Below are 21,589 nucleotides of genomic sequence, written 5' to 3'. Positions count from 1 at the left end.
GCAGGGCCCTCTTGCATTTCTTAATTGTTTACTATTATAGTATAAGTTCAATCAATTCTCAATTTTAAAAAAATTCTCTCGTCATTTTTTTAATTACTTAGTAGAATAGATCCATAATTGTCACAAAAAAATCTGAATACGATGGAAAATCAATTGAAAGCGCTTAAAAATGCAAGTTATTATGTATAATAGAATTACTCATAATCATATTTATAGGCGGTGTATAAATGGAACATCGAAAAACGTATAATGCGAAAGAAATCAAGACTCCTAGGGGACCAGTGCTTATCGAAGGTCCTATCTCACCGGAAAAATTAATGGGATACGAGTTTCATAAAGATTTAACAGCCTTTCGTCCATCAGAACAGCAAAAAAAAGCGCTCATCGAAATTGCCGGTCTTCCTGAAGGAAGAATTATTGTTGCTCGAAGCAGAGATATGATTATCGGTTACGTTACCTATGTGTATCCTGATCCACTAGAAAGATGGTCTGAGGGAAAAATGGAAAACTTAATTGAACTAGGGGCAATTGAGGTAATACCTGAATTCAGAGGATCTGGAACAGGCAAGAACTTATTGAAGGTTTCAATGATGGATGACGCAATGGAAGATTATATCACCATCACTACGGAATATTATTGGCACTGGGACCTAAAGGGCACAGGATTAAATGTATGGGAATACCGAAAAATAATGGAGAAAATGATGAATGCTGGCGGTCTTGTCTGGTATGCGACAGATGATCCTGAAATCAGTTCACATCCTGCTAATTGTTTAATGGCCAAAATTGGCAAAAGCGTCGATTTAGAATCCGTTCAGAGGTTTGACCGTCTCCGCTTCATGAACAGATTTATGTACTAGAATTGCCATCATTTTTAGAATGGAGGGGTCGTAAGTGATTGTTGAAGAAATTATGAAGAAGAACGTTATTACATTATTTGAGAATGATAGTATAGCAGATGCTATTCGATTAATGGGTGAAAAGAAAATTCGTCATCTTCCTATAGTAAATATCGAACAGCATTTAGTTGGCCTAGTCACAGATAGAGATATCCGTGATGCAACACCGTCCATATTTGATACGGAGAAGTTTAAAGCCGGATTACAAAACCCACTGAAAATGATTATGAAAACAGATGTAATTACAGGGCATCCGCTTGACTTTGTTGAAGAAATCTCCGCTATTTTATATGAGCATCGGATTGGCTGCCTGCCTATTGTAAACAATAAAAAATTAATTGGGATAGTAACAGAAACAGATTTGCTTCGAACGTTAGTTGAATTAACTGGTGCACACCAGCCAGGCTCTCAAATTGAGGTAAGAGTTCCAAACAAAACAGGAATGCTCCATGAAATTTCATCTGTAATTAGAAATAAAAATGCGAATATTCAAAGTGTCCTCGTCTATCCTGATAAAAGTGATGAAAAATATAAAATTATTGTCATAAGGCTTCAAACGATGAACCCTCTTTCATTAATAGAGGATTTAAAAAATGCTGGTCTTCAAGTTCTATGGCCCAATTATCCAGGGATGTCATCATGATGAAGGATTCAGTTTTCATTTATTCAGAGGATTTGCTGAGCTACAAATTCAATACAAATCATCCCTTTAATCAAATAAGAATCAAATTAACACTTGAATTACTTCAAGATTTGCAGGCGATTCGGGATGATCAGCTCATTCCTCCGCGTCCTGCGTCAGACGATGAGCTGCAATTAATTCATGACCCTAGATATATTCATGCAGTCAAGCTCGCGGGAATCGGCCAGCTGTCTGCTGAACAAGCAGATAATTATGGACTTGGCACAGAGGATGTTCCGATCTTTCAAAATATGCATGAAGCGAGTTCATTACTCGTAGGAGGAACACTAACAGCGGTTGACTTGGTCATGAGCGGAAAAGCCAGACATGCCCTTCATTTAGGCGGGGGATTACACCATGGTTTCCGGGGGAAGGCATCCGGCTTTTGTGTGTACAATGACAGTTCAGTTGCTATTAAGTATATTCAAGAAAAATATAAAGCAAGAGTACTCTATATTGATACAGATGCCCATCATGGAGATGGTGTGCAGTGGTCCTTTTATGATGACCCGAATGTTTGTACACTTTCCATTCATGAAACGGGCAGATATTTATTTCCAGGGACCGGAAATGTAAATGAAAGAGGTCAGGGAAACGGATACGGATATTCTTTTAATATTCCGCTTGATGCGTTTACTGAAGATGAATCTTGGCTTGATGTATATCGCACATCCATTAGAGAGGTAGCTGAATTTTTCAAACCCGATGTCATCCTTACTCAAAACGGTGCTGACTCACATTTTCATGATCCCCTTACTCATTTATCAGCAACTATGAACATTTATCGTGAAATTCCAAAACTCGCACACGAAATTGCCCATCAGTATTGCGATGGAAAATGGATAGCTGTTGGAGGCGGCGGCTATGACATCTGGCGTGTTGTTCCCCGAGCTTGGGCATTAATCTGGCTGGAAATGACTGAAAACTCAAATTGTTATGGCAGTTTGCCGTCCGGATGGACCAATAGATGGAAGGATCAAGCACCAATCCCGCTGCCTGTTAAGTGGGATGATCCGGAAGATATGTACAAGCCAATCCCACGTAAATTAGAAATAACCGAAAAAAATAAGCAAACATTAGAAAAAGCACTGTACCCAATTAGGAATCAGAAAAAAACTGAATCAATATAAGAAAAGCGAAAGCACCTTGATCATCACCTACAATCGCAGAAGGGACGGTTCTTTCAATGAAGGAGACACCAAGTGAGAAGCGAATAGATATTGACTTATCGCTTGGAGTGGACCAGATGTTTGGTAGGCGATAGGACGCTTATACAAGGCAATTCTCTGTTTCCTCAGGTGTATTTTCTAATAATAATAAAAAGGACCGAATGGGTCCTTTTTATTTTGAAACTAGATCATCTTCACTATATTTTGGATCTGAAATAATAATTTCTACCCGGCGGTTTTTCTGACGATTCTCCGGGCTATCGTTGGATACAATTGGTCTTGTATCTGCATAACCTACTGCGATAAACCTTCGGCTGTCAAGCTGGTGATTAGCCATCAGATAATTTATTACACTGCTAGCCCTTGCAGCTGAAAGCTCCCAATTGGATGGGTATCTAAAGGAACTCATTGGAATATCATCTGTATGTCCTTCCACCTTAACTAAATTAGGCAGTTTCACCAAAAGCTCGCCTACTTTATTTAAAAAGGCATGTGAATCCCCCAGAAGGGTCGCTTGCCCTGGATCAAATAGAACCTGCTCTTGCAGTACAAGAACGACTCCACGTTCCGTCCGATTGGCAATTATTACATCATCTAAGCCATTTTTGTCTAAGAAACTTTGTACTTCGGTTAATAAATTCTGTAAGGATTCCTCAGACATATCATTCCCACTATCTTTCTCAGGCGAATCCGTCTCTCCCACAGCAGGGTTATCTAACGGGACCATTGAAGGATAGAAATCAAAAAAATGCTCCTGAAATGATTCCGTTATTGCTTTAAATTTAATCATATCAATTTGGGACATTGAAAATAGTAAAATAAAAAAAACTAATATAAGTGTAACCAGATCAGAGAATGTGACCATCCATCCAGGGGCTCCTTTCGCTTGCCCGGCCGGTCTTCTCTTAAGCTTCATCATCCAGAGCCTCCCCTGAATTCATCACATGAATCGCTTCTTTTCGCTCTTTAGAGGATAGAAAAGCACTTAATTTCTCCTCTAATAGTTTCGGGTTCTGACCAGATTGCACACCGATAACACCCTCAATAATGATTTGCTTAAAAAACACTTCTTGTTCTGTCTTTAGGGCAAGCTTTGAAGCTAACGGCAGGAAAAATAAATTGGCTAACAGCGTTCCATATAAGGTAGTTAATAAAGCTATTGCCATATTAGGACCTAAAGAGGATGGATCATTCAGACTTTTTAACATAAGAACTAATCCGATCAGGGTACCGATCATCCCCCATGCCGGAGCATATTCTCCAGCCTTTTCTAGAATACTTCTGCCCTTTCTATGCCTTTCTTCCATTGCTACTATTTCTGCATTCATAATATCGTTAATCACATCTGGCTCAATTCCATCAACTGCAAGTAATATGCCCTTTCGTATGAAAGGATCATCAATCCCATCCAATTGTGTTTCTAACGATAATAATCCTTCTCGTCGTGCACGGTCAGATAGATGAACAAATGTCTTAATTAAGCCGCTTAAATTTTGCTCATTATGTGAAAATCCATGCCTAATCACTGTGAACATATGCTTCATATCTTTTAGCGGGAAGCTTACAAGCAATCCAGCGAGAAGACCGCCAACAACTATTAACATAGAGGCAGGATCAACAAACGAAAGAAATCCACTAATCCCTCCGTTTGTGATAACTCCAAAAATAAGCATTCCAAAACCAACGAGTAATCCAATGGGTGTTAACGCATCAAACCTTTTCATATTCCCTCTCCCGATCATTTAAAAATATGTTTTATCTGTTTTTCTATTATTTAGTTGAGTTTCGTTGTTCGATTCGATGAGGAAGAACAATAATATGATCGGAGATTTCTTCTTTATTCATTAATTTTGTAAGGAGTCTCATTGCAACTGCACCAATATCATATAAAGGCTGCACAACAGTAGTGAGCTGTGGCCTTACCATTAATGATAAACGAGTATTATCCGAACTAATCACTTCGAAGTCATCGGGAATTTTGAAACCTCTATCCTCTGCACCATGAACAACTCCTATGGCCATTTCATCTGATCCTGAAAAGATCGCAGTTGGCTTTGTATTTTGTTCCAGTAGCTTTTCAAATACTTCTATCCCGGAATCATAAGTATAATCCCCTTCTACGACAAAGTCTTCTTTGTATTTAATTCCTGCTTCATCAAGTGCTCGTTTGTATCCTGCCAATTTTTTATCCCGGTTAATTGGCTCTGCTAAAGGTCCAATTGCAATCGCTATTTCCTTATGACCCTTTTCGATAAACGAATGAATCGCATCATATACTGCTTGTTCATAGTCAATATTTACTGACGGGATTTTCTCGCTTTCTTCAATAGAACCAGCAAGTACGATCGGTACTGGAGATTTTTCAAATTCCTCAACTAGTTCTGATGTAATATTTCCTCCCATAAATACAATTCCATCCACTTGTTTTCCAAGCATTGTGTTTAATAAACGCAGTTCTTTATCCAAGTTTTGATCTGAATTGCTAAGAATAATATTATATTTGTACATCGTCGCGATATCTTCAATTCCTCTGGCTAGCTCAGCAAAAAATGTACTAGATATATCAGGAATAATTACGCCAACAGTTGTTGTTTTTTTACTAGCAAGACCGCGGGCAACAGCATTTGGACGATAGCCTAGGTTTTCAATTACCTCTAATACTTTCTTTCGGGTTGCTGGCTTCACATTAGGATTTCCATTAACAACCCTTGAAACCGTTGCCATGGATACATTGGCTTCTCTTGCCACATCATATATTGTTACATTCATATTTCCCACTCCTTATTCTAATAACGATCCATATGGTTTATCATAGTTTACTGCAAGCTGCAGCAGCCTAGTCATTCTCTTCGAATCTGATTAAAAATATATGTATAATTATGTATTCAATCATACGACAGTAATTGACAAGCCGCAATGTAAAGACTTGTTTTTTTATAAAAAATACATAATAAGAAAAGCGTACGCCCCATGAACATTCCCGTATTGGAGGATCTTTGAATCTGGCTGTAGCCGCTTGCACTAGTCCGTTTTCCAATTCGAAACATATTATATTTCTTATTCTCAATAGAAAAAGCCTTCTACACGATGCAGAAGGCTTTCAATATTTAAACTCTGGCAAATGCAAATGATCGTAGTTCGTTCATAAATTCATCAAATTGCTTTAAATCCATTTGCTGTGCATTATCTGATAACGCAACAGCTGGATCTGGGTGAACTTCAGCCATTACCCCGTCAGCACCAATCGCAAGAGCTGCCTTAGCTGCTGGGAGAAGCAAGTCACGTCTTCCAGTCGAATGTGTAACATCAACTAATACTGGTAAATGGGTTTCTTGCTTCAAAATTGGAACAGCGGAAATATCAAGCGTATTTCTTGTTGCTCGTTCATACGTCCGTATTCCACGTTCACATAGAATAATTTGCCCGTTACCTTGAGCCATAATATACTCAGCTGCATTTATGAATTCTTCAATTGTTGCCGAAATTCCTCGTTTTAAAAGGATTGGTTTATTTACTGCTCCGGCTGCCTTCAACAGTTCAAAGTTTTGCATATTTCTTGCGCCAATTTGAATGACGTCAAGATAGTCCACTGCTACTTCAATATCAGCTGGGCTGACAATTTCACTAATAACAGCAAGATCAAATTCATCGCCTATTCTTTTCAAGATTTTTAGTCCTTCTAAGCCAAGACCTTGAAAATCATAAGGAGAAGTCCTTGGTTTAAAGGCCCCTCCACGCAGCAGCTTAAGCCCTTTTCCTCTTACAGCATCAGCAACAGTCGCTACTTGCTCATAGGATTCCACCGCACATGGCCCAAAAACTAAATGCGGCTTCCCATCCCCTATTCTTTCTCCTTTAAGTTCAACAATTGTGTTTTCCGGTTTCTTTTTCCTAGAAACTAATAGAGCCTTGCGATGATCATCTTCCTGAAGCTCTAAGCCAGCTTTGAAAATTTCTTTAAACACATGCTCAATGGTCGAGTTTTCAAATGGCCCATCATTATGTTCCTTAATCTGATCAAGCATTTTTCTCTCACGGACAGGATCATAACGATAAACCCCCTGTGTTTCCTTCGCCTTTCCAATTTCCTGAACAAGCTTAGCTCTTTCATTAATTAGTGATAAAAGCTGTAGGTTTAGTTCATCGACACGATTACGTAGCTGATCAAGTTCCTTACTCATTACAATCCCTTCCTTTCCATTTTTAAATGTTGAGTCAGAAAAAGAGTGTTCCTCTGATATTGTCTAGCGTTAGAGCCTATCGCCTATCAGACTTCAGGTCTTCGCCCTGCGCTAAAGCCAAACATTAGTTTGCTCACGCTCACCATGTTACCTTTATCGAAAGGAAGATCCCCTTCCAGTTTGTACAGCGACGAATAAGGCACTTGCGCTTTTCTTCTTTATCGACCCGATATTATGTGTTACATTTTAAATAATTAGAGTTATTATATATGAATTATCTGAGTATGTCACTAATATTTTCTTTATTAATTAAACGCTTTTAAGCGATAAAGTGACTAATGAACTATGAAGAAGGTGTTTCCTTTGCTAGAACATAAAAAGCTATTTGCCTTAGATATTGGCACACGTTCTGTAATCGGTATTATTCTAGAAGAACAAGATGGACACTACCATGTTATAGATAGTCTAGTTAAAGAGCATACTGAGCGTGCAATGCTTGACGGACAAATACATGATGTCTTATCCGTATCGAAAATTATTACTGAAATTAAACAAAAGCTCGAGGAAAAACATGGTCCACTGAAAAAGGTTTGTGTAGCTGCTGCCGGGAGAGCGTTAAAAACCGAACGTTCAAAAGTAACGATCGATATAAATGGCAAACCGCTCATTAAAAACCAGGATATTCTCCACCTCGAACTTTCAGCAGTCCAGCAAGCGCAATCTTTTGTCGCAGAGAAACATGAATCCGAGCAGAGCTTTTATTATTATTGTGTTGGCTACTCTGTTCTTTATTACCGTCTCGACGGAGAAGAGATTGGCAATTTAATTGATCAGCAAGGAAAAGAAGCTTCAGTTGAAATTATAGCTACATTCTTGCCAAAGGTAGTTGTTGAATCGCTGCTATCTGCCCTTCACAGAGCTGGTCTTGAAATGGAAGCATTAACACTTGAACCAATCGCAGCCATACATGTATTAATTCCTCCCTCAATGCGCCGACTAAATGTTGCATTAGTTGATATCGGTGCAGGGACATCTGATATTGCCATAACAGACCTAGGAACTGTCATTGCTTATGGAATGGTTCCTGTCGCTGGTGACGAAATAACTGAAGCAATTAGCGATCAATTACTTTTAGATTTCCCCTTTGCAGAAGAGGCAAAAAGGGAATTATATAAGAATGATACAATAACAGTTACAGATATACTAGGATTTGAGACTGATGTGAGAAAAGAAGATCTCGTGTCACAAATTTCTCCTGTTCTTGATCGGCTTGCTTCATCGATTTGCAATGAAATAATGGAGCTGAATAATAATAAACCGCCTAAAGCAGTTATGCTTGTCGGCGGTGGCAGTCTCACGCCCGAATTGCCAAAAAGAGTTGCTGAGAAACTAAATCTCCCTGAAAACAGGGTTGCAATTAGGGGAATCGATGCTATTCGTTCATTAACAATCGCTAATCATATAACACAAGGACCAGAACTTGTTACACCAATTGGGATTGCCATTGCCGCACATCACTCACCTGTGCAATACAAAACGGTTTATGTGAATGAACAGCCTGTCAGATTATTCGAAGTCAAGAAACTGACTGTTGGCGAATGTTTGCTTGCTGCCGGAATAAAAATGAATAAGCTATATGGAAAGCCAGGTCTAGCACTTATTGTTACTTTAAATGGTCAAAATGTTACCATTCCTGGCGGTCATGGCGATGCGCCTGTCATCCTGCGCAATGGACTAGCAAGTTCATTAGATAGCGAAATTGAAAATGGAGATCAGCTCCACATTGAAAAAGGGAAGGATGGACTGCGGGCAGATTTACAAATAAAAGATCTAATCGATGAAATTCCCAAAAAAGAAGTAACAATAGACGATAAAGTTTATTCGATCGAAGCGATTATTACTTGTAACGGAAAGGTCGTTTCAGCTGAAGATGCTGTTGAAGATCGAGATGTAATTGAATGCAAAATTCCAGAGACAATTGAAGATCTGCTTATCTCCCTAAATTTGCATGAGTATATAATCGAGTCTCGGCCATTCAGAGTGAATATAAACGGAAAAGAAACATTTATTCCATCATTCTCAGGCAAGGTTTATCGAAATGGAATAGAGGTTAAGCTACATAACAGCTATGAGCATAAGGACCATATAATCATAGAGAAAAAAAAGATGCCAACGACTAAGGAAATAGCTGAAGTGAAACAAGTTATGCTATCACATACAATCCCCATCTCATTTAATGGGGAAAACATCCATCTTCACAAGCCAATATCAATCATTAGGAGAAAAAATACGGTTCTGTCAGAAAACGATCAGATCAAGGACGGGGACCATATTTCCATTGAGCATCGAAAGCTAGAACCTTTTCTTTTTCAGGACTTATTTGGTCATGTTGATATTGAAATGCCCGCACAGGCGAACGGAAATTTTGTTTTATTGAGAAATGGAGAACAGGCAACCTTTCATAGCAGACTAGAGGCGGGTGATGACCTTACAATTGTCTGGCCTTCGAAAGAAGAAATGAAGAAGCGCCTTGACCTCCCCGGGCAAGCATAAGCAAGCCTCACAGAAAAGCGTTCTGTACCCTTCTGGAAGGATTAGCTTACACCAAAGAGGAGTAAGTGCTGGGTCTGAACCTAGATCAACTTAAATAATTTCTTAGAGCACAAAAAAACATCCATTTTAAAATGGATGTTTTTTTCTTATTCATTTTCCTTCAATGCTTTCGCTAATGAATCATAAGTAATTTTCCAATGAGAGGCATGCCAAACCGGTTTGCCATTATTAAAAAGAATCGCTTGTGGTGATTCATGTTTAATTTGAAAGTTTTCAGCAATATGATTGGATAGTGGACGATCCTCTTGTACGACAAGATAGAATGACTTTACACTCTCATTTTCATTTACAAATTTTTCATATTCCTCATAAGCAGCCTGGCTGATCGGACAAGTTGAACTATGCTTGAGGAAAAGAAACAAACTACCTTCTTCTACTTTCTTATCAAATGCTACATTTTCACTTATTCTTTGCATTGTAATCCAATCCCCCTAGTTAGAAATAACGGTGAAGCCATTTTATCACTTCACCGTTTCTAATACAATTTAATCAATTATTGACGAACTTTTTCCTCTGTTTCATCAAAAGCCCTCTTCGTTTCTTCCAGTCTTTTTTGAATCTCAGAGTCATGTGCCGGCAAAGCAATATGTCCTGTACTGGTTACCTCTGTACGTGCTTGAGATTCATCACCAGCTTTTAAGCTCTTCACCTTATTCATGATTTCTGAACTCTGCTTGGAGACTGTATTTGTAAGTGCATTTGTCTTTTCCTTAGCTGCACTAGCCAATACTGTTCCCTTTGCAACTGCAGTTTCACGGAATTGACCAGTTTTTTCTTTTAGAACAATAGCCTGCTCATTCATATTACTTCTTAATTCTTTACCGGATTTAGGCGCTAGGAAAAGAGCTGTTGCAGCACCAACGATCCCACCGATTAAAGCGCCAATCAAAAAATCCTTTGTGTTGATACTTTCATCTGATTTCGACTGATTTTGATCATTTTGGATTCGTTCTTGACTACCCATACTCATTACTCCTCCTTTAGTTTCTTCCTCTGATCCTTTTTTTCTGAAGGACTTGTTCCCCCTCCACTATAGACTTTTCGTTTTGTTTTCTCATTTTCCATTTATCTTTCATTTCAAGAAAAATCTGACTCCACTGAACCACTGCAGCAATCTTGTCCTTATTTTCTTCAAATTGATTATTCACTGAGGCAGTAACCTTTTGGATCGAACCATTAAAACTGCGAACGGTATCTCCTACATCTTTAACCGCAACAACTACACTATTCAAGTTTTCAGATTTATGCTGTATATCTTCTGCAAGTGCATTGGTTTTATGTAAAAGTTCGGTTGTTTCTCTTGTTACCCCATCTAGTTGTTTTTCCAACCCAACTAATGTCTTCGATACACTATCTAATGTTACCTGTAAAGATTTTAATGTTTTAGATAAATAAATAACAAGAATCAAAAATGCAATCGCAATAACCGCTATACTTAAATATAATATAATCTGCAATAAAAGCACCTCCAAATGGAATATTACTACTATCTTTCTACCCTATTTCGTTCGACATAAACCTTCATTTCCTTATTACATTTCCATACTGCCCTGCACATACCTTCTTTTGCTTTCGACATTTTCCATTACAAATATAAATTTATCATATTTAGTAGGTTTAAATAAACAAAAATGGTTATTTCGGGTACAATAGTATGGTGACATATTAATTATTTATTCGGAGGGGTAAAAATGAAAGATCCTCGAATTGCAACACTCGCAAAAAATTTAATAAACTATTCAGTGCGCCTGCAAAAGGGAGAAAAGGTTCTTATAGAGAACTTCGGGCTGCAAAGAGAGCTTGTAACAGCGCTAGTTAAAGAAGCATATGCGGCTGGCGGCTATCCATTTGTTTCACTGAAAGATCATCAAGTAGACCGTGCTCTATTAATGGGAGCGCAGGAAAAGCAATTTAATATGATGGCAGATTTCGAAGCAAATGTCATGAGTAAAATGGATGCATACATAGGTCTTAGATCAGGTGATAACATTAATGAACATGCGGATGTGCCAGATGAAAAAATGAGAATACAAGGTTCAACGATTGGCAGAAAGGTCCATAGTGACATTCGCGTACCAAAAACGAAATGGGTTGTTCTTAGATATCCAAATTCTTCAATGGCACAGCTGGCAAAAATGAGTACAGAAGCTTTCGAAGATTTCTACTTTAAAGTATGTAATCTTGACTATGGCAAAATGGATCAAGCAATGGACAATCTCGTTGAATTAATGAATAAAACGGACAAAGTTAAAATCACTGGCCCTGGAACAGACTTAACATTCTCAATCAAAGATATTCCAGCTATTAAATGCTCAGGGCAAATGAATATCCCTGATGGAGAAGTTTATACAGCTCCTGTCCGTGATTCGGTGAATGGAGTGATCACATATAATACTCCTTCTCCATATCAAGGCTTCACATTTGAAAATGTAAAATTAACCTTTAAAGATGGAAAAATTGTTGAAGCAACAGCAAATGATAGCGAAAGAATTAATAAAATATTCAATACAGATGAAGGTGCCCGTTATATCGGCGAATTCGCCATTGGCGTAAATCCTTTTATCCAGCATCCGATGCAGGATATCCTTTTCGATGAAAAAATCGATGGCAGCTTCCATTTTACTCCTGGCCAAGCGTATGATGATGCATATAATGGCAACAAATCAAATATTCACTGGGATATGGTCAATATTCAGCGTCCTGATTATGGCGGCGGTGAAATCTATTTTGACGATCGCCTTATCCGTAAGGACGGCCGTTTCGTTATCCCTGAGCTAGAGGCACTTAATCCTGAGAATTTAAAATAATAAGCGGAAGCACTTGATCTAGTGATTTCTCTAACAAAAAAAATGATGCAGCTAATTTAGCTGCATCATTTTTTATAGCTGTTTTTCATAAGCTTCCTGAAACTTCTGAATATCTCCTGCCCCCATAAAAATAATAACGGCATTATCATGTGCTTTTAAAATAACTGTTTCTTCTTCAAGCAAAATTTCAGCATCAGGAATTTTTGCTTTTAAGTCCTCAATGGAAAGCTGTCCATGAACTTCCCGTGCAGACCCAAAGATTTCGCATAAATAAACTTTATCCGCTAAATTTAAGCTTTCGGCAAAATCATCAAGGAAGGTTTGTGTTCTTGTAAATGTATGCGGCTGAAAAACACAAACAATCTCACGTTCAGGATACTTTTGTCTTGCCGCATCGACTGTCGCTTTAATTTCTGTCGGATGGTGTGCATAATCATCAATGATAATTTGCGTTCCAATCTCTTTTTCAGAAAACCTTCTTTTTACCCCTTCAAAGGATTGAAGATATTCTTGAACGACGTGTGAATCGATTTCCTCATAATGGCAAATAGCAATAACTGCTAGTGAATTTAATATATTATGATCCCCAAAGGAACGAATGGAGAACGTTTCAAAAAAAGTATTTCTGACAAAAACATCAAATGTTGTTCCTTCTGTTGTTTTAACAATGTTTCGCGCTTGAAAATCATTTTGCTCACCAAATCCATAAAAAAGGACGGGAACTTTTGCTTGGATTTTTTGAAGATGTTCATCATCTCCACATGCAAAAATACCCTTATTTACTTGCCATGACATTTCCTGGAAAGCCGAAAATACATCGTCAATATTAGCAAAGTAATCTGGGTGATCAAAATCAATATTTGTCATGATTGCGTAATCAGGGAAATATGACAAGAAATGTCTTCTATATTCGCATGCTTCGAAAACGAAATACTCTGCATTCTCTTCTCCTCTTCCCGTACCGTCTCCAATAAGGAATGAAGTGGGCTTAGCACCTTTCATTACATGTGCAAGCAAGCCTGTAGTTGACGTTTTCCCATGAGCACCAGTAATACCGATACTCGTAAAGTTATTCATAAAGTCACCTAGAAAGCGATGGTAACGTATAATTGGCAAGCCAAGCTTCATCGCTTCTTGTATTTCTTCATGAGTATCCGGAAACGCATTCCCGGCAATAATCGTCATTCCTGGCTGTATATTCTCCTTTTGAAAGGGAAGGATCTTTATTCCAGATTGCTCAAGGGCAAGTTGAGTAAAGAAATGTTTTTCATAATCTGAGCCTTGCACCTGAAAATTCATATCATGGAGAACTTGAGCCAAGGCACTCATTCCAGACCCCTTAATACCTACGAAATGGTAAATAGTCATATAAAGAACCTCCAACCATCGTATATCTGTAAAACAGTATATGACATTTATCTATTTTTGCGCACATCCCAATATAGGACGTGCTTTTTAAGCTGAACAAATTTAAAAGAATAATTAATTATCCAATTAAAATTCATATTCAATCATTATACCATTATTTATCGTTAATAACTATGTAATAAAAAGGATGAAAAGTAAGCCCTTTTTACTGTAAAGCAGAAGCCAGGAACAATCCTTAGTGATTGTTCCTGTGACTGCTTATTTATTCAACTTTTTCTAGTCTTGGGTTTGGACGATAGCGTCTTCCTGCTTTAGCTGCATGTTTTCCATTAATTAACACATTATCCCCTGTAAATCCAATATTAATTTTCAACAGGCTGCTGCCAACACCATAAGTGTCAACTGGGACGCCATATTCTTCAAATTCCTGAATCCGTGATTCATTAAATCCGCCACTTACAACAATCTTCACATGGGTAAATCCTTCTTCATCCAATGCATTTCTAAGGGCGAATACTAATTCTGCATTTACTCCTCTAGGGTCAAATGTACCTAGAAGATGCTGATTTCGTAAGAAGTATTGGTCGATCAATGTCCGTGAAGTATCTAAACGCACTCCCTTTAAATCCTTGCCATATGTTCTTGCAACCTTGAGAGAGTCCGTAATCACATCATTATTGTAATCAACTAAAGCAACTAAGTCATCTTCAGGGAAGGTTTCTTGATAGGCTTTAGTAGCAGCGACGATATCTCCATTAAATAGTTGGATAAGTGCATGAGGCATTGTTCCCATGCCTTGTTTTCCCCACCACTCATTCATAGCATGGGTAGCTTGTGCTGTTGCCCCGCCAATATGGGCTGCATATCCATCCCCTGCCTGAGTAATATAGTGATCGTCGCGATCGCCCATGAAAATCACTTGTTTCTGCTTTCCTGAAGCACTTGCCGCCTTAACAACGTTATATACGTTTGTTGCGACTGATGTCCGTCTCGAAAGAATCCCGTCAATGACACCCTCTAGATAGCCAAACGTCTGGTATTGGCCTGTAATCGTTAATACCGTTTCGAATGGGGATATTTTGTCGCCATCCTTTAAAGAATATATTTCAAGTTCATCCGGATTATCAGCAAAAGTTTTAAGAAGTGCGATCACTTCATCTGTTCCACATAATACTGCATGGTTTTTTTGGAAAAACTGCATCGTGACAATGTTATCCTTCTTATATTTATTCACGATATCTCTCGTTTTTAAAAAATATACAGCGGAAAACCAACCGTCTTTCACTCGTTCATCGAATTTAAATGTCTGGTTTGTCAGACGTTTGATTTTCCCTTGAAGTTTTAATTCAATTTCTTTCATTTCTAAAAGCTCCTCAGTAAATAACAAATATTTATTCTTATTATTTTAAACATGCAAGTAAAGAATACCATGTATTAATTTATTGTACTAGTACCTTGGACTGATTCCAGATCAGCTTCAGTAATTAGAACATCCCGCGGTCTGCTTCCGCGTGTCTCAGATATCATCCCTTGCTGCTCCATCATATCGATTAATCGCGCTGCACGGTTATAGCCAATTTTAAACCTTCTTTGTAAGCTAGAGGTTGATGCTGATCCTTGATCTACAACGAATTCACAGGCTTCATAAAATAGCTCATCCTCTTCCTCAATCACTTGTGCTTTTTTCAATAATTCTTCCTGTTCAAATAAATACTCAGGCTCTCTTTCTTTTCTTACATGTGCAACAACATCGTCGATTTCATTATCAGACACAAAAGTACCTTGCAGACGAACCGGTTTAGAGCTGCCATTTTCCAAAAATAACATATCTCCACGGCCAAGTAATTTTTCAGCTCCGCTAATATCAATAATTGTCCGTGAATCAATTTGGGAGGATACAGAAAAAGCAATTCTAGTTGGAACATTTGCTTTGATTAAGCCGGTAATAACGTCAACTGATGGCCTTTGTGTAGCAATGATCAAGTGTATACCGCATGCCCTTGCTTTCTGAGCTATTCGGCAAATGGCTTCTTCTACATCTGCTGGTGACATCATCATTAAGTCAGCAAGCTCATCTATAATAATAACCATGAATGGAAGCTTATCAGCATAGCGTTTATGCTCCATTGCCAGTTCATTAAAACGGTTGATATCCCTTACACCTGCATGGGCAAATAACTCATAGCGCCGTTCCATTTCTTCGACAGCCCATTTTAAAGCGGCAGTTGCAGCCTTCACATCTGTAATCACTGGACTGACTAAATGGGGAATGCGGTTATACGGTGCTAATTCAACCATTTTAGGATCGATTAGGATTAACTTTAATTCATCAGGCGTTGCCTTATATAATAAACTGACTAGAATTGAGTTGATACAAACACTTTTTCCTGACCCTGTTGCTCCTGCAATTAGCCCATGAGGCATTTTCCGCAAGTCTGTTACAATCGGATTGCCGGCAATATCTAAACCAAGTACTGCTGTTAATGGAGATGCACTATCACGAAATTCAGGACTATTGATGATTTCACTTATATATACAGGTCTGCTTTTCTTATTTGGTACTTCAATTCCAATTGTATGTTTTCCGGGAATTGGGGCCTCAATCCTAATATCCCTTGCAGCAAGGCTTAGCTTAATATCATCTGAAAGATTTGTGATTTTATTTACCTTTACTCCTGGCTCAGGCTGAACTTCATACCTCGTTACAGAGGGGCCCTGCGTAATATTTACTACTTTCGCATGCACATTAAAGTTTTTTAAAGTAGAATTCAATAACTGCTCCTGTTCTTGTATCCACTCAGATGATTCCTCCTGATAGATAGCAGAAGTAAGGAGTGTTCTTGATGGAAATTGATAATAAGAAACTTCTTCATTCTGACTGATTGGTTTATCCTGAATAATTTGTTTATTCACAGGCAGAACTGGCGCTTCCTCAGTTACAGAAGATGGCTTAGCTTCTAAACCAGATTGGAAAGGAATCATTCTCTCGGTTAGATTTTTTTTATCTTGGTTTAACATGATCACATTAAATGGAATATGCTTTCTTCCTGACGCAGCTGATTTAGATTCTTCGTCAATGCTCTCTTGACTTTCGAAGGATTGACTATTATCGTCTGTCACTTCCTCCACTTCTTCTGTGAACTCAGATTCTATAGAAATGGGATAGAACTCTTCCTTAGTCAGTTCTGGTATTTCCACTAATGGTTCAGGATGAATTTCCTCAACATTTAAAAAATGCTCTTTATCATTTTCAGCTATATCCTGTGGATGGATTAGCCGATCATCAATTTCACCTACATCTATTTCTTCATCAGCAAATGCTTCTTCTATTTTAATATCATTATTTAATTCGTACTCAATCGGTTCAAGTTCCTTATGTTCTTCCATTCTAGTATTCGCTTTCGGACGGTCAAATCCATATATAGGAGAAGGAATTTCAGTTGGTCGAAATGGGACTCTCTTTTTTACCGATTCTTCCTTCTCGATCGTCTTTTTAGACGGTTGATTAATAGGGGAGAAAGATTGAGCAGCCGTTCGATTTTCACGCGGCTCTCTTTTAGTTGCCTGCCGCGCTCTTGGCTCTCTATTATTGGGCTCATCAGGAATTAATGGGAATCGAAATTGACCTTTTGGGTATTGATACACAATTTTTGCATCAATCTCTTTTGACGTTTCATATTGTCTGTCTACAGGCTTATGCTCTATGTATTCCTGATGATCTTCTTCTTTATAATCCTCTTCATCATTTCTAAACAATTGAAAAAACTTCTTAAACAAACTCAATGTATACCAACTCTTTCTTTCATTCTATCTTTCTTATTTTAGCAGTATTTCGTGAAATTTGGAGAAAAAAAAGAAATAAGACAAAAAGGACCACTTAGAGTGATCCTCTTATAAGTATTTGTATTTATTTTTTTTGATTTTTCCCAAGAATAAAAATTGGTTCGAATTCTCCATTTTCATAGAGAAAGGATAAAGCGGTAATTGGTACACGCCCGCTAGCGAAAAAGCTCATTGTTAGCTCAGCGAGTATATCATACCCAGTCTCATTCCTAATATCGGCAATGATTAATACATCCTGATGGGGGACCGCTACCGCCATGGAACCTTCTATTTTCTGCTCCATCTTCTTAATAAATGGTTCATTTAATATTCTGCTCGCATCGTAGCCATCATTTTTATTTAGAAAGTAATATGTATTTCCAGCAACCTCATCACTTTTCATTTCAGTAGAAAGAGAGCGCACATTAAATAAAGCCGTTTCCTTGATTCTTTCGGGAACCCAGCCTTCTTTTTCTATGAGTTTTGTATCAATTAACCGGTAAGTTGTGCCTAAATCAAGCGCATAATAGATTCTAGTTTCCGCAGTATGTTCATCAAATAAAAAGGATACCCCTTCTTCAGATTCTGATGGAAAGGAGGTTGATCGGATAACCGGAAAAATGTTTTTCTCCTGCCCTGAAAGCTGAATATCTCCTTCCATTGCTTGAAGCCCTTCTTCTACATAGTAAACCACTTCATCAATCGCCTTTTCCCTTTGCAGCTCCCATTTGGCGATGATTCCTGGCAGAGATATCGTAATCCCTTTACCTGTTTGTTTATGTTCAATCCTCAGTTCATCTTTCTTCTTGTTGAAAGAAAAGGAACGATTCGAATTTGTTAATCGTTTTTCTAATTCCTTTTTCATTTTTATACTATCCATTTTCATATAAGTCCCTCCTTAAAGGAGCTATCCCAACTTTTATTGTACATAAAGAAAACTCGCCGATTGGCGAGCCTTGAAAAGGCGAAGACAATGGTGTTATTAAAATTAATATACTATATAATTTTCAACTGCATAAATTAGACCATTTTGAAAAGCTCCCATCTGAAAGGATGGGAGTATCTATTAGTTTAGGCCGTCAATAAAATTCTCGATTTCTTCTTGCGTTTTACGATCTTTGCTAACAAAACGGCCTGTTTCCTGGCCTTCTTTAAAGCCGATAAAGCTTGGAATCCCAAATACCTCAAGCTGAACACATAAATCAATAAACTGATCCCGGTCAACATAAACAAACGTGTATTCTTGATATTTTGCTTCAACTTCTGGCAAAATCGGTTCAATAATGCGGCAATCTGGGCACCAATCTGCGGAGAACATAAAGATATGTTTCCCGTTGTTTTTAAATTGTTCAAACTGCTCCATTGATTCAAGCTTTTTCATATTTGTCTCCTCCTGTGTGACTAATCATTTACTAAATTACTTCCTGCTACTTTTTCTCGTCTATTTTGATAATAACAAGCATATGAAACTAGGTCCACTGAAATGCAATAGTTTAATTATCAGTATTTCTACACCCAGATTATTATTCGTGAAATATTGTAAAAATAGGAAATAAGTTCTATAATTAAATATAATTTTAAATTTTTAGAATATTACTTCAATATAATGGGGTGTACTGCTTGAAAACTATTCGTAACAAACTTATTCTCATTTTGTGTATGACAATCGGATGCCTGCTTTTATTATTATCTTTTAACTTTTTACTTCATTTGATACAAAAAAATAGCGCAGAAAAGGAGGCATCCTTTCTGTCTATTATAGATAGAAGTAAAGATATTAAATACAATATGGCCATGACTAGGAAATTTGAACAGCAATTTCTAAGATCACCCGACCAAATAGGTGCTGATCTAGTCGTACAAAATATTTTAAGAGTGAAATCAGAAACAAGCCGTTTAAGTGAGATATTAGATAATCAGGTTATAACAGAACAGCTTAATAAAGTGGTTGTAAGTACAGAATCTTATATGGAGCAATTTAATACTCTTTTGAAAATATATCAGCAAAAGGATTTTATCGAAGGACAAGAACTGCAAGAACTAACGGAAAAGTTTATCGTGCAATTCGATGAACAGGCAAGTTCAATTGAACGTGCAGCTGCAGAGGTTGAAAAAACAGTGACTGCAAACCAATCCATGCTGTATCGTGAGCTTGAACGACAAAACAAAACATATACGGTTATCATTTATGCAATTAGTTTCATCCTCATCCTTTCTTTATCATTAGTTGGTGTTTTTCTTCTTTCTACTATTTCAAAATCAATAACCTCTTTGAAATTTGGAGCAGAGAAAATTGGAAACGGGAATTTAGCTTATCGCGTACCATCCATTTCTAAAGATGAAATGGGAGCACTCGCTCATACATTTAATCAAATGGCTGAAAAAGTACAAGCAGCTTTCCTTCACATTCTTGATTCAGCTAATCAGCTTCAAGCTTCCTCACATCAGCTTACCGCCATTTCTGAAGAAACATCTGTACAAGCATATGAAGTGAATTCAGCATTAAAGCAAATCGCTGGCGGAGCAGATGAACAAGCAAAACAATTAGAATTAAGCAAGGCAGAGATCGAACAAGTCTCAAATGCTATTTTTCATACCGAGCAATTAAGCGCTGAAATATCCTCTGAAGCTGCTCTAACTGAAAAGGAGGGGTATAAAGGTTTTGAAATCATTCAAGACCTGCAAAAGATTTCAGATCAATTTCTGCATTTTTCTGATCTTTTAACTGAGAAGGTAAGCAAGGCAGCTAACCAGTCAAACAATATTTCCATTATCGTTTCTACGTTAGAAAACATTGCCGAGAACACGAATTTATTAGCATTAAATGCTGCCATTGAAGCAGCTCGGGCAGGAGAAGCAGGGAAAGGGTTTGCAGTTGTTGCAGGTGAAGTTAGAAAATTGGCTGAACGTTCAAAACAAGAGGCACAGGAAATACATACGCTTGTTTCTTCTATGAATCATATAATGGGACAATTAATAACGGAATCAGAGCATTTCAATGAATATAAGCATCTTCAAAGTGAATCAGTTACGTTGACAAAAAAAGCTTTTTTAAACATCGTTCATCACGTAAAAAGCATTCATAATAAAATAGGAATAATTGAAACTGCTGTAAAAAAAGTAGAAACGTCAAATGAATCATTAACTGAGCGCATGCATGGTATTTTTTCCATCTCTCAGATTTCGGTTGCTGCATCGGAAGAAGTTGCTGCATCAAGTGAGACACAGCTTGATGCGATATCAAAAGTAAATATAGCTGCAGCTGAGCTAAGCCAAATAGCAAACGATCTTCATCTAGAAGTGAGTCAATTTACGATAAAAAGGGAGAAGAACGAACGATAGCAGGGATAGAAGCACCATTTTCACCTGGCACACTTATTAATTAGACAAGGAAATAAAATAAACGAAAGGAGTTCGACTCCTTTCGCTTATTTTATTTCATCGTAACAGAATGAACAATTTCACTCATAATTGCAGCATCCGATGACAATTGTTTCGTTTTTGACTGAGATGTTATTTTTACACCGCCTGCACCAATAGTCATTTCATTCATATTCTTATCCGTATTTTTAATTAATAAAAACCCAAAATGCTGATCTTTTTCAAATATTTCATTTAAATCATACTTTTTTTGCTTCATTGTCGCTTCATATACCACTTTACTTTCTGGACCTTCATGCTGGTTATAAAAAAGAATGTATGTTTTGGAGCCATTTTTTAAAATGATATTATTAGGCGATGTTTCTTTCACTTCTACACCAAAAGGCAGATAAAACGCAATATCTTCATTTTTGTTGTTAGCTTCTTTTGGTGTACCCTTGAATGCCTCATTTACAGCATCCTTAGCAGCTTTTTGCTCTTCTTTTAAAGAAGCAGAACAAGCACTTAGCAGTAACACAACAGTAAATAAGAGCAAGGCAGCTTTTGATATGTTTCTCATACTATTTTCCTCCTTGCTGGGAATTCCATCATCCTTTTCTATCATACATTTCTTCCTAATAATCTGACAACCCTTCATTTTAAATAATTAGGCTGCTCCATAATTACC

19 protein-coding genes are annotated in these 21,589 nt (G+C 37.6%); 6 read left to right on the top strand and 13 right to left on the bottom strand.

Annotated elements, in window-relative coordinates; genetic code table 11:
- Positions 1 to 227 precede the first annotated feature (227 nt).
- The 3 genes from ASU02_RS04260 to ASU02_RS04250 are packed head-to-tail and all read left to right on the top strand — an operon-like array spanning position 228 to position 2,711.
- Positions 228 to 860 carry a GNAT family N-acetyltransferase gene (locus ASU02_RS04260; protein WP_057761344.1) on the top strand — a complete coding sequence of 211 codons (633 nt, stop codon included), beginning with the start codon at positions 228 to 230 and terminating at the stop codon, positions 858 to 860.
- Between the two features lie 34 nt (positions 861 to 894).
- Positions 895 to 1,542, top strand: coding sequence for an acetoin utilization AcuB family protein (locus ASU02_RS04255; protein ID WP_057761342.1), 648 nt, complete (start codon positions 895 to 897; stop codon positions 1,540 to 1,542).
- Positions 1,539 to 2,711: an acetoin utilization protein AcuC gene (locus tag ASU02_RS04250; protein ID WP_057761339.1), complete on the top strand. Its 1,173-nt coding sequence runs from the start codon at positions 1,539 to 1,541 to the stop codon at positions 2,709 to 2,711. Before ASU02_RS04255 ends, ASU02_RS04250 begins: the two co-directional genes overlap by 4 nt.
- A 211-nt stretch (positions 2,712 to 2,922) precedes the next feature.
- Here ASU02_RS04250 and motS read toward each other — a convergent pair whose 3' ends face one another.
- The 4 genes from motS to ASU02_RS04230 form a co-directional block, all read right to left on the bottom strand.
- Positions 2,923 to 3,669, bottom strand: a complete 747-nt coding sequence (motS, locus tag ASU02_RS04245) for a flagellar motor protein MotS (protein ID WP_408607256.1) — start codon at positions 3,667 to 3,669, stop codon at positions 2,923 to 2,925.
- On the bottom strand, positions 3,656 to 4,474 hold the full coding sequence (gene motP, locus ASU02_RS04240; protein WP_057761337.1) for a flagellar motor protein MotP: 819 nt from the start codon (positions 4,472 to 4,474) through the stop codon (positions 3,656 to 3,658). The genes motS and motP overlap by 14 nt, the downstream gene beginning before the upstream one ends.
- Positions 4,475 to 4,520: 46 nt before the next feature.
- Positions 4,521 to 5,519 carry a catabolite control protein A gene (ccpA, locus tag ASU02_RS04235; RefSeq protein ID WP_057761336.1) on the bottom strand — a complete coding sequence of 333 codons (999 nt, stop codon included), beginning with the start codon at positions 5,517 to 5,519 and terminating at the stop codon, positions 4,521 to 4,523.
- Between the two features lie 338 nt (positions 5,520 to 5,857).
- A complete protein-coding gene (locus ASU02_RS04230) occupies positions 5,858 to 6,931 on the bottom strand; it encodes a bifunctional 3-deoxy-7-phosphoheptulonate synthase/chorismate mutase (protein ID WP_057761334.1) in 1,074 nt (357 codons plus the stop codon).
- Between the two features lie 363 nt (positions 6,932 to 7,294).
- Between ASU02_RS04230 and ASU02_RS04225 the strand changes: the two genes are divergently transcribed.
- On the top strand, positions 7,295 to 9,484 hold the full coding sequence (locus ASU02_RS04225) for a cell division FtsA domain-containing protein (protein WP_057761333.1): 2,190 nt from the start codon (positions 7,295 to 7,297) through the stop codon (positions 9,482 to 9,484).
- Between the two features lie 146 nt (positions 9,485 to 9,630).
- Here the strand turns inward: ASU02_RS04225 and ytxJ are convergent, their stop codons facing one another.
- From ytxJ to ASU02_RS04210, 3 genes are all read right to left on the bottom strand, one after another.
- The gene (gene ytxJ / locus ASU02_RS04220; RefSeq protein WP_057761330.1) at positions 9,631 to 9,960 is read right to left on the bottom strand and encodes a bacillithiol system redox-active protein YtxJ; all 330 of its coding nucleotides are present in this window, start codon (positions 9,958 to 9,960) and stop codon (positions 9,631 to 9,633) included.
- 77 nt (positions 9,961 to 10,037) lie between these two features.
- On the bottom strand, positions 10,038 to 10,508 hold the full coding sequence (locus tag ASU02_RS04215) for a YtxH domain-containing protein (protein ID WP_057761329.1): 471 nt from the start codon (positions 10,506 to 10,508) through the stop codon (positions 10,038 to 10,040).
- A gap of 16 nt (positions 10,509 to 10,524) precedes the next feature.
- Positions 10,525 to 11,001, bottom strand: coding sequence for a DUF948 domain-containing protein (locus ASU02_RS04210; protein ID WP_057761327.1), 477 nt, complete (start codon positions 10,999 to 11,001; stop codon positions 10,525 to 10,527).
- 234 nt (positions 11,002 to 11,235) lie between these two features.
- Here ASU02_RS04210 and ASU02_RS04205 point away from each other — a divergent pair, with 234 nt between their 5' ends.
- Complete coding sequence (locus tag ASU02_RS04205) at positions 11,236 to 12,351, top strand: aminopeptidase (protein ID WP_057761325.1); 1,116 nt, start codon at positions 11,236 to 11,238, stop codon at positions 12,349 to 12,351.
- Between the two features lie 72 nt (positions 12,352 to 12,423).
- Here the strand turns inward: ASU02_RS04205 and murC are convergent, their stop codons facing one another.
- The 5 genes from murC to ASU02_RS04180 all read right to left on the bottom strand — a co-directional run bounded on the left by murC (position 12,424) and on the right by ASU02_RS04180 (position 18,922).
- The gene (murC, locus tag ASU02_RS04200; protein WP_057761323.1) at positions 12,424 to 13,719 is read right to left on the bottom strand and encodes a UDP-N-acetylmuramate--L-alanine ligase; all 1,296 of its coding nucleotides are present in this window, start codon (positions 13,717 to 13,719) and stop codon (positions 12,424 to 12,426) included.
- 262 nt (positions 13,720 to 13,981) lie between these two features.
- Positions 13,982 to 15,079 carry a nicotinate phosphoribosyltransferase gene (locus ASU02_RS04195; RefSeq protein WP_057761321.1) on the bottom strand — a complete coding sequence of 366 codons (1,098 nt, stop codon included), beginning with the start codon at positions 15,077 to 15,079 and terminating at the stop codon, positions 13,982 to 13,984.
- A 74-nt stretch (positions 15,080 to 15,153) separates the two neighbouring features.
- Positions 15,154 to 17,475 carry a DNA translocase FtsK gene (locus tag ASU02_RS04190; RefSeq protein ID WP_408607255.1) on the bottom strand — a complete coding sequence of 774 codons (2,322 nt, stop codon included), beginning with the start codon at positions 17,473 to 17,475 and terminating at the stop codon, positions 15,154 to 15,156.
- Positions 17,476 to 17,626: 151 nt separating this feature from the next.
- Positions 17,627 to 18,427 (bottom strand): DUF1444 domain-containing protein, encoded by an 801-nt coding sequence (locus ASU02_RS04185; protein WP_057761317.1) that lies wholly within the window; start codon positions 18,425 to 18,427, stop codon positions 17,627 to 17,629.
- A gap of 180 nt (positions 18,428 to 18,607) precedes the next feature.
- The gene (locus ASU02_RS04180) at positions 18,608 to 18,922 is read right to left on the bottom strand and encodes a thioredoxin family protein (protein ID WP_057761316.1); all 315 of its coding nucleotides are present in this window, start codon (positions 18,920 to 18,922) and stop codon (positions 18,608 to 18,610) included.
- Between the two features lie 239 nt (positions 18,923 to 19,161).
- On the opposite strand from ASU02_RS04180, the gene ASU02_RS04175 reads away from it, so the two are divergent.
- A complete protein-coding gene (locus ASU02_RS04175) occupies positions 19,162 to 20,883 on the top strand; it encodes a methyl-accepting chemotaxis protein (RefSeq protein ID WP_057761314.1) in 1,722 nt (573 codons plus the stop codon).
- 91 nt (positions 20,884 to 20,974) lie between these two features.
- Here the strand turns inward: ASU02_RS04175 and ASU02_RS04170 are convergent, their stop codons facing one another.
- On the bottom strand, positions 20,975 to 21,481 hold the full coding sequence (locus ASU02_RS04170) for a hypothetical protein (protein ID WP_057761739.1): 507 nt from the start codon (positions 21,479 to 21,481) through the stop codon (positions 20,975 to 20,977).
- Positions 21,482 to 21,589: the final 108 nt, after the last annotated feature.

This window comes from Cytobacillus praedii, assembly GCF_001439605.1.
In the GTDB taxonomy this organism is placed as follows: Bacteria; Bacillota; Bacilli; order Bacillales; family Cytobacillaceae; genus Cytobacillus; species Cytobacillus praedii.
This window is presented reverse-complemented; position numbering and strand designations above follow the sequence as displayed.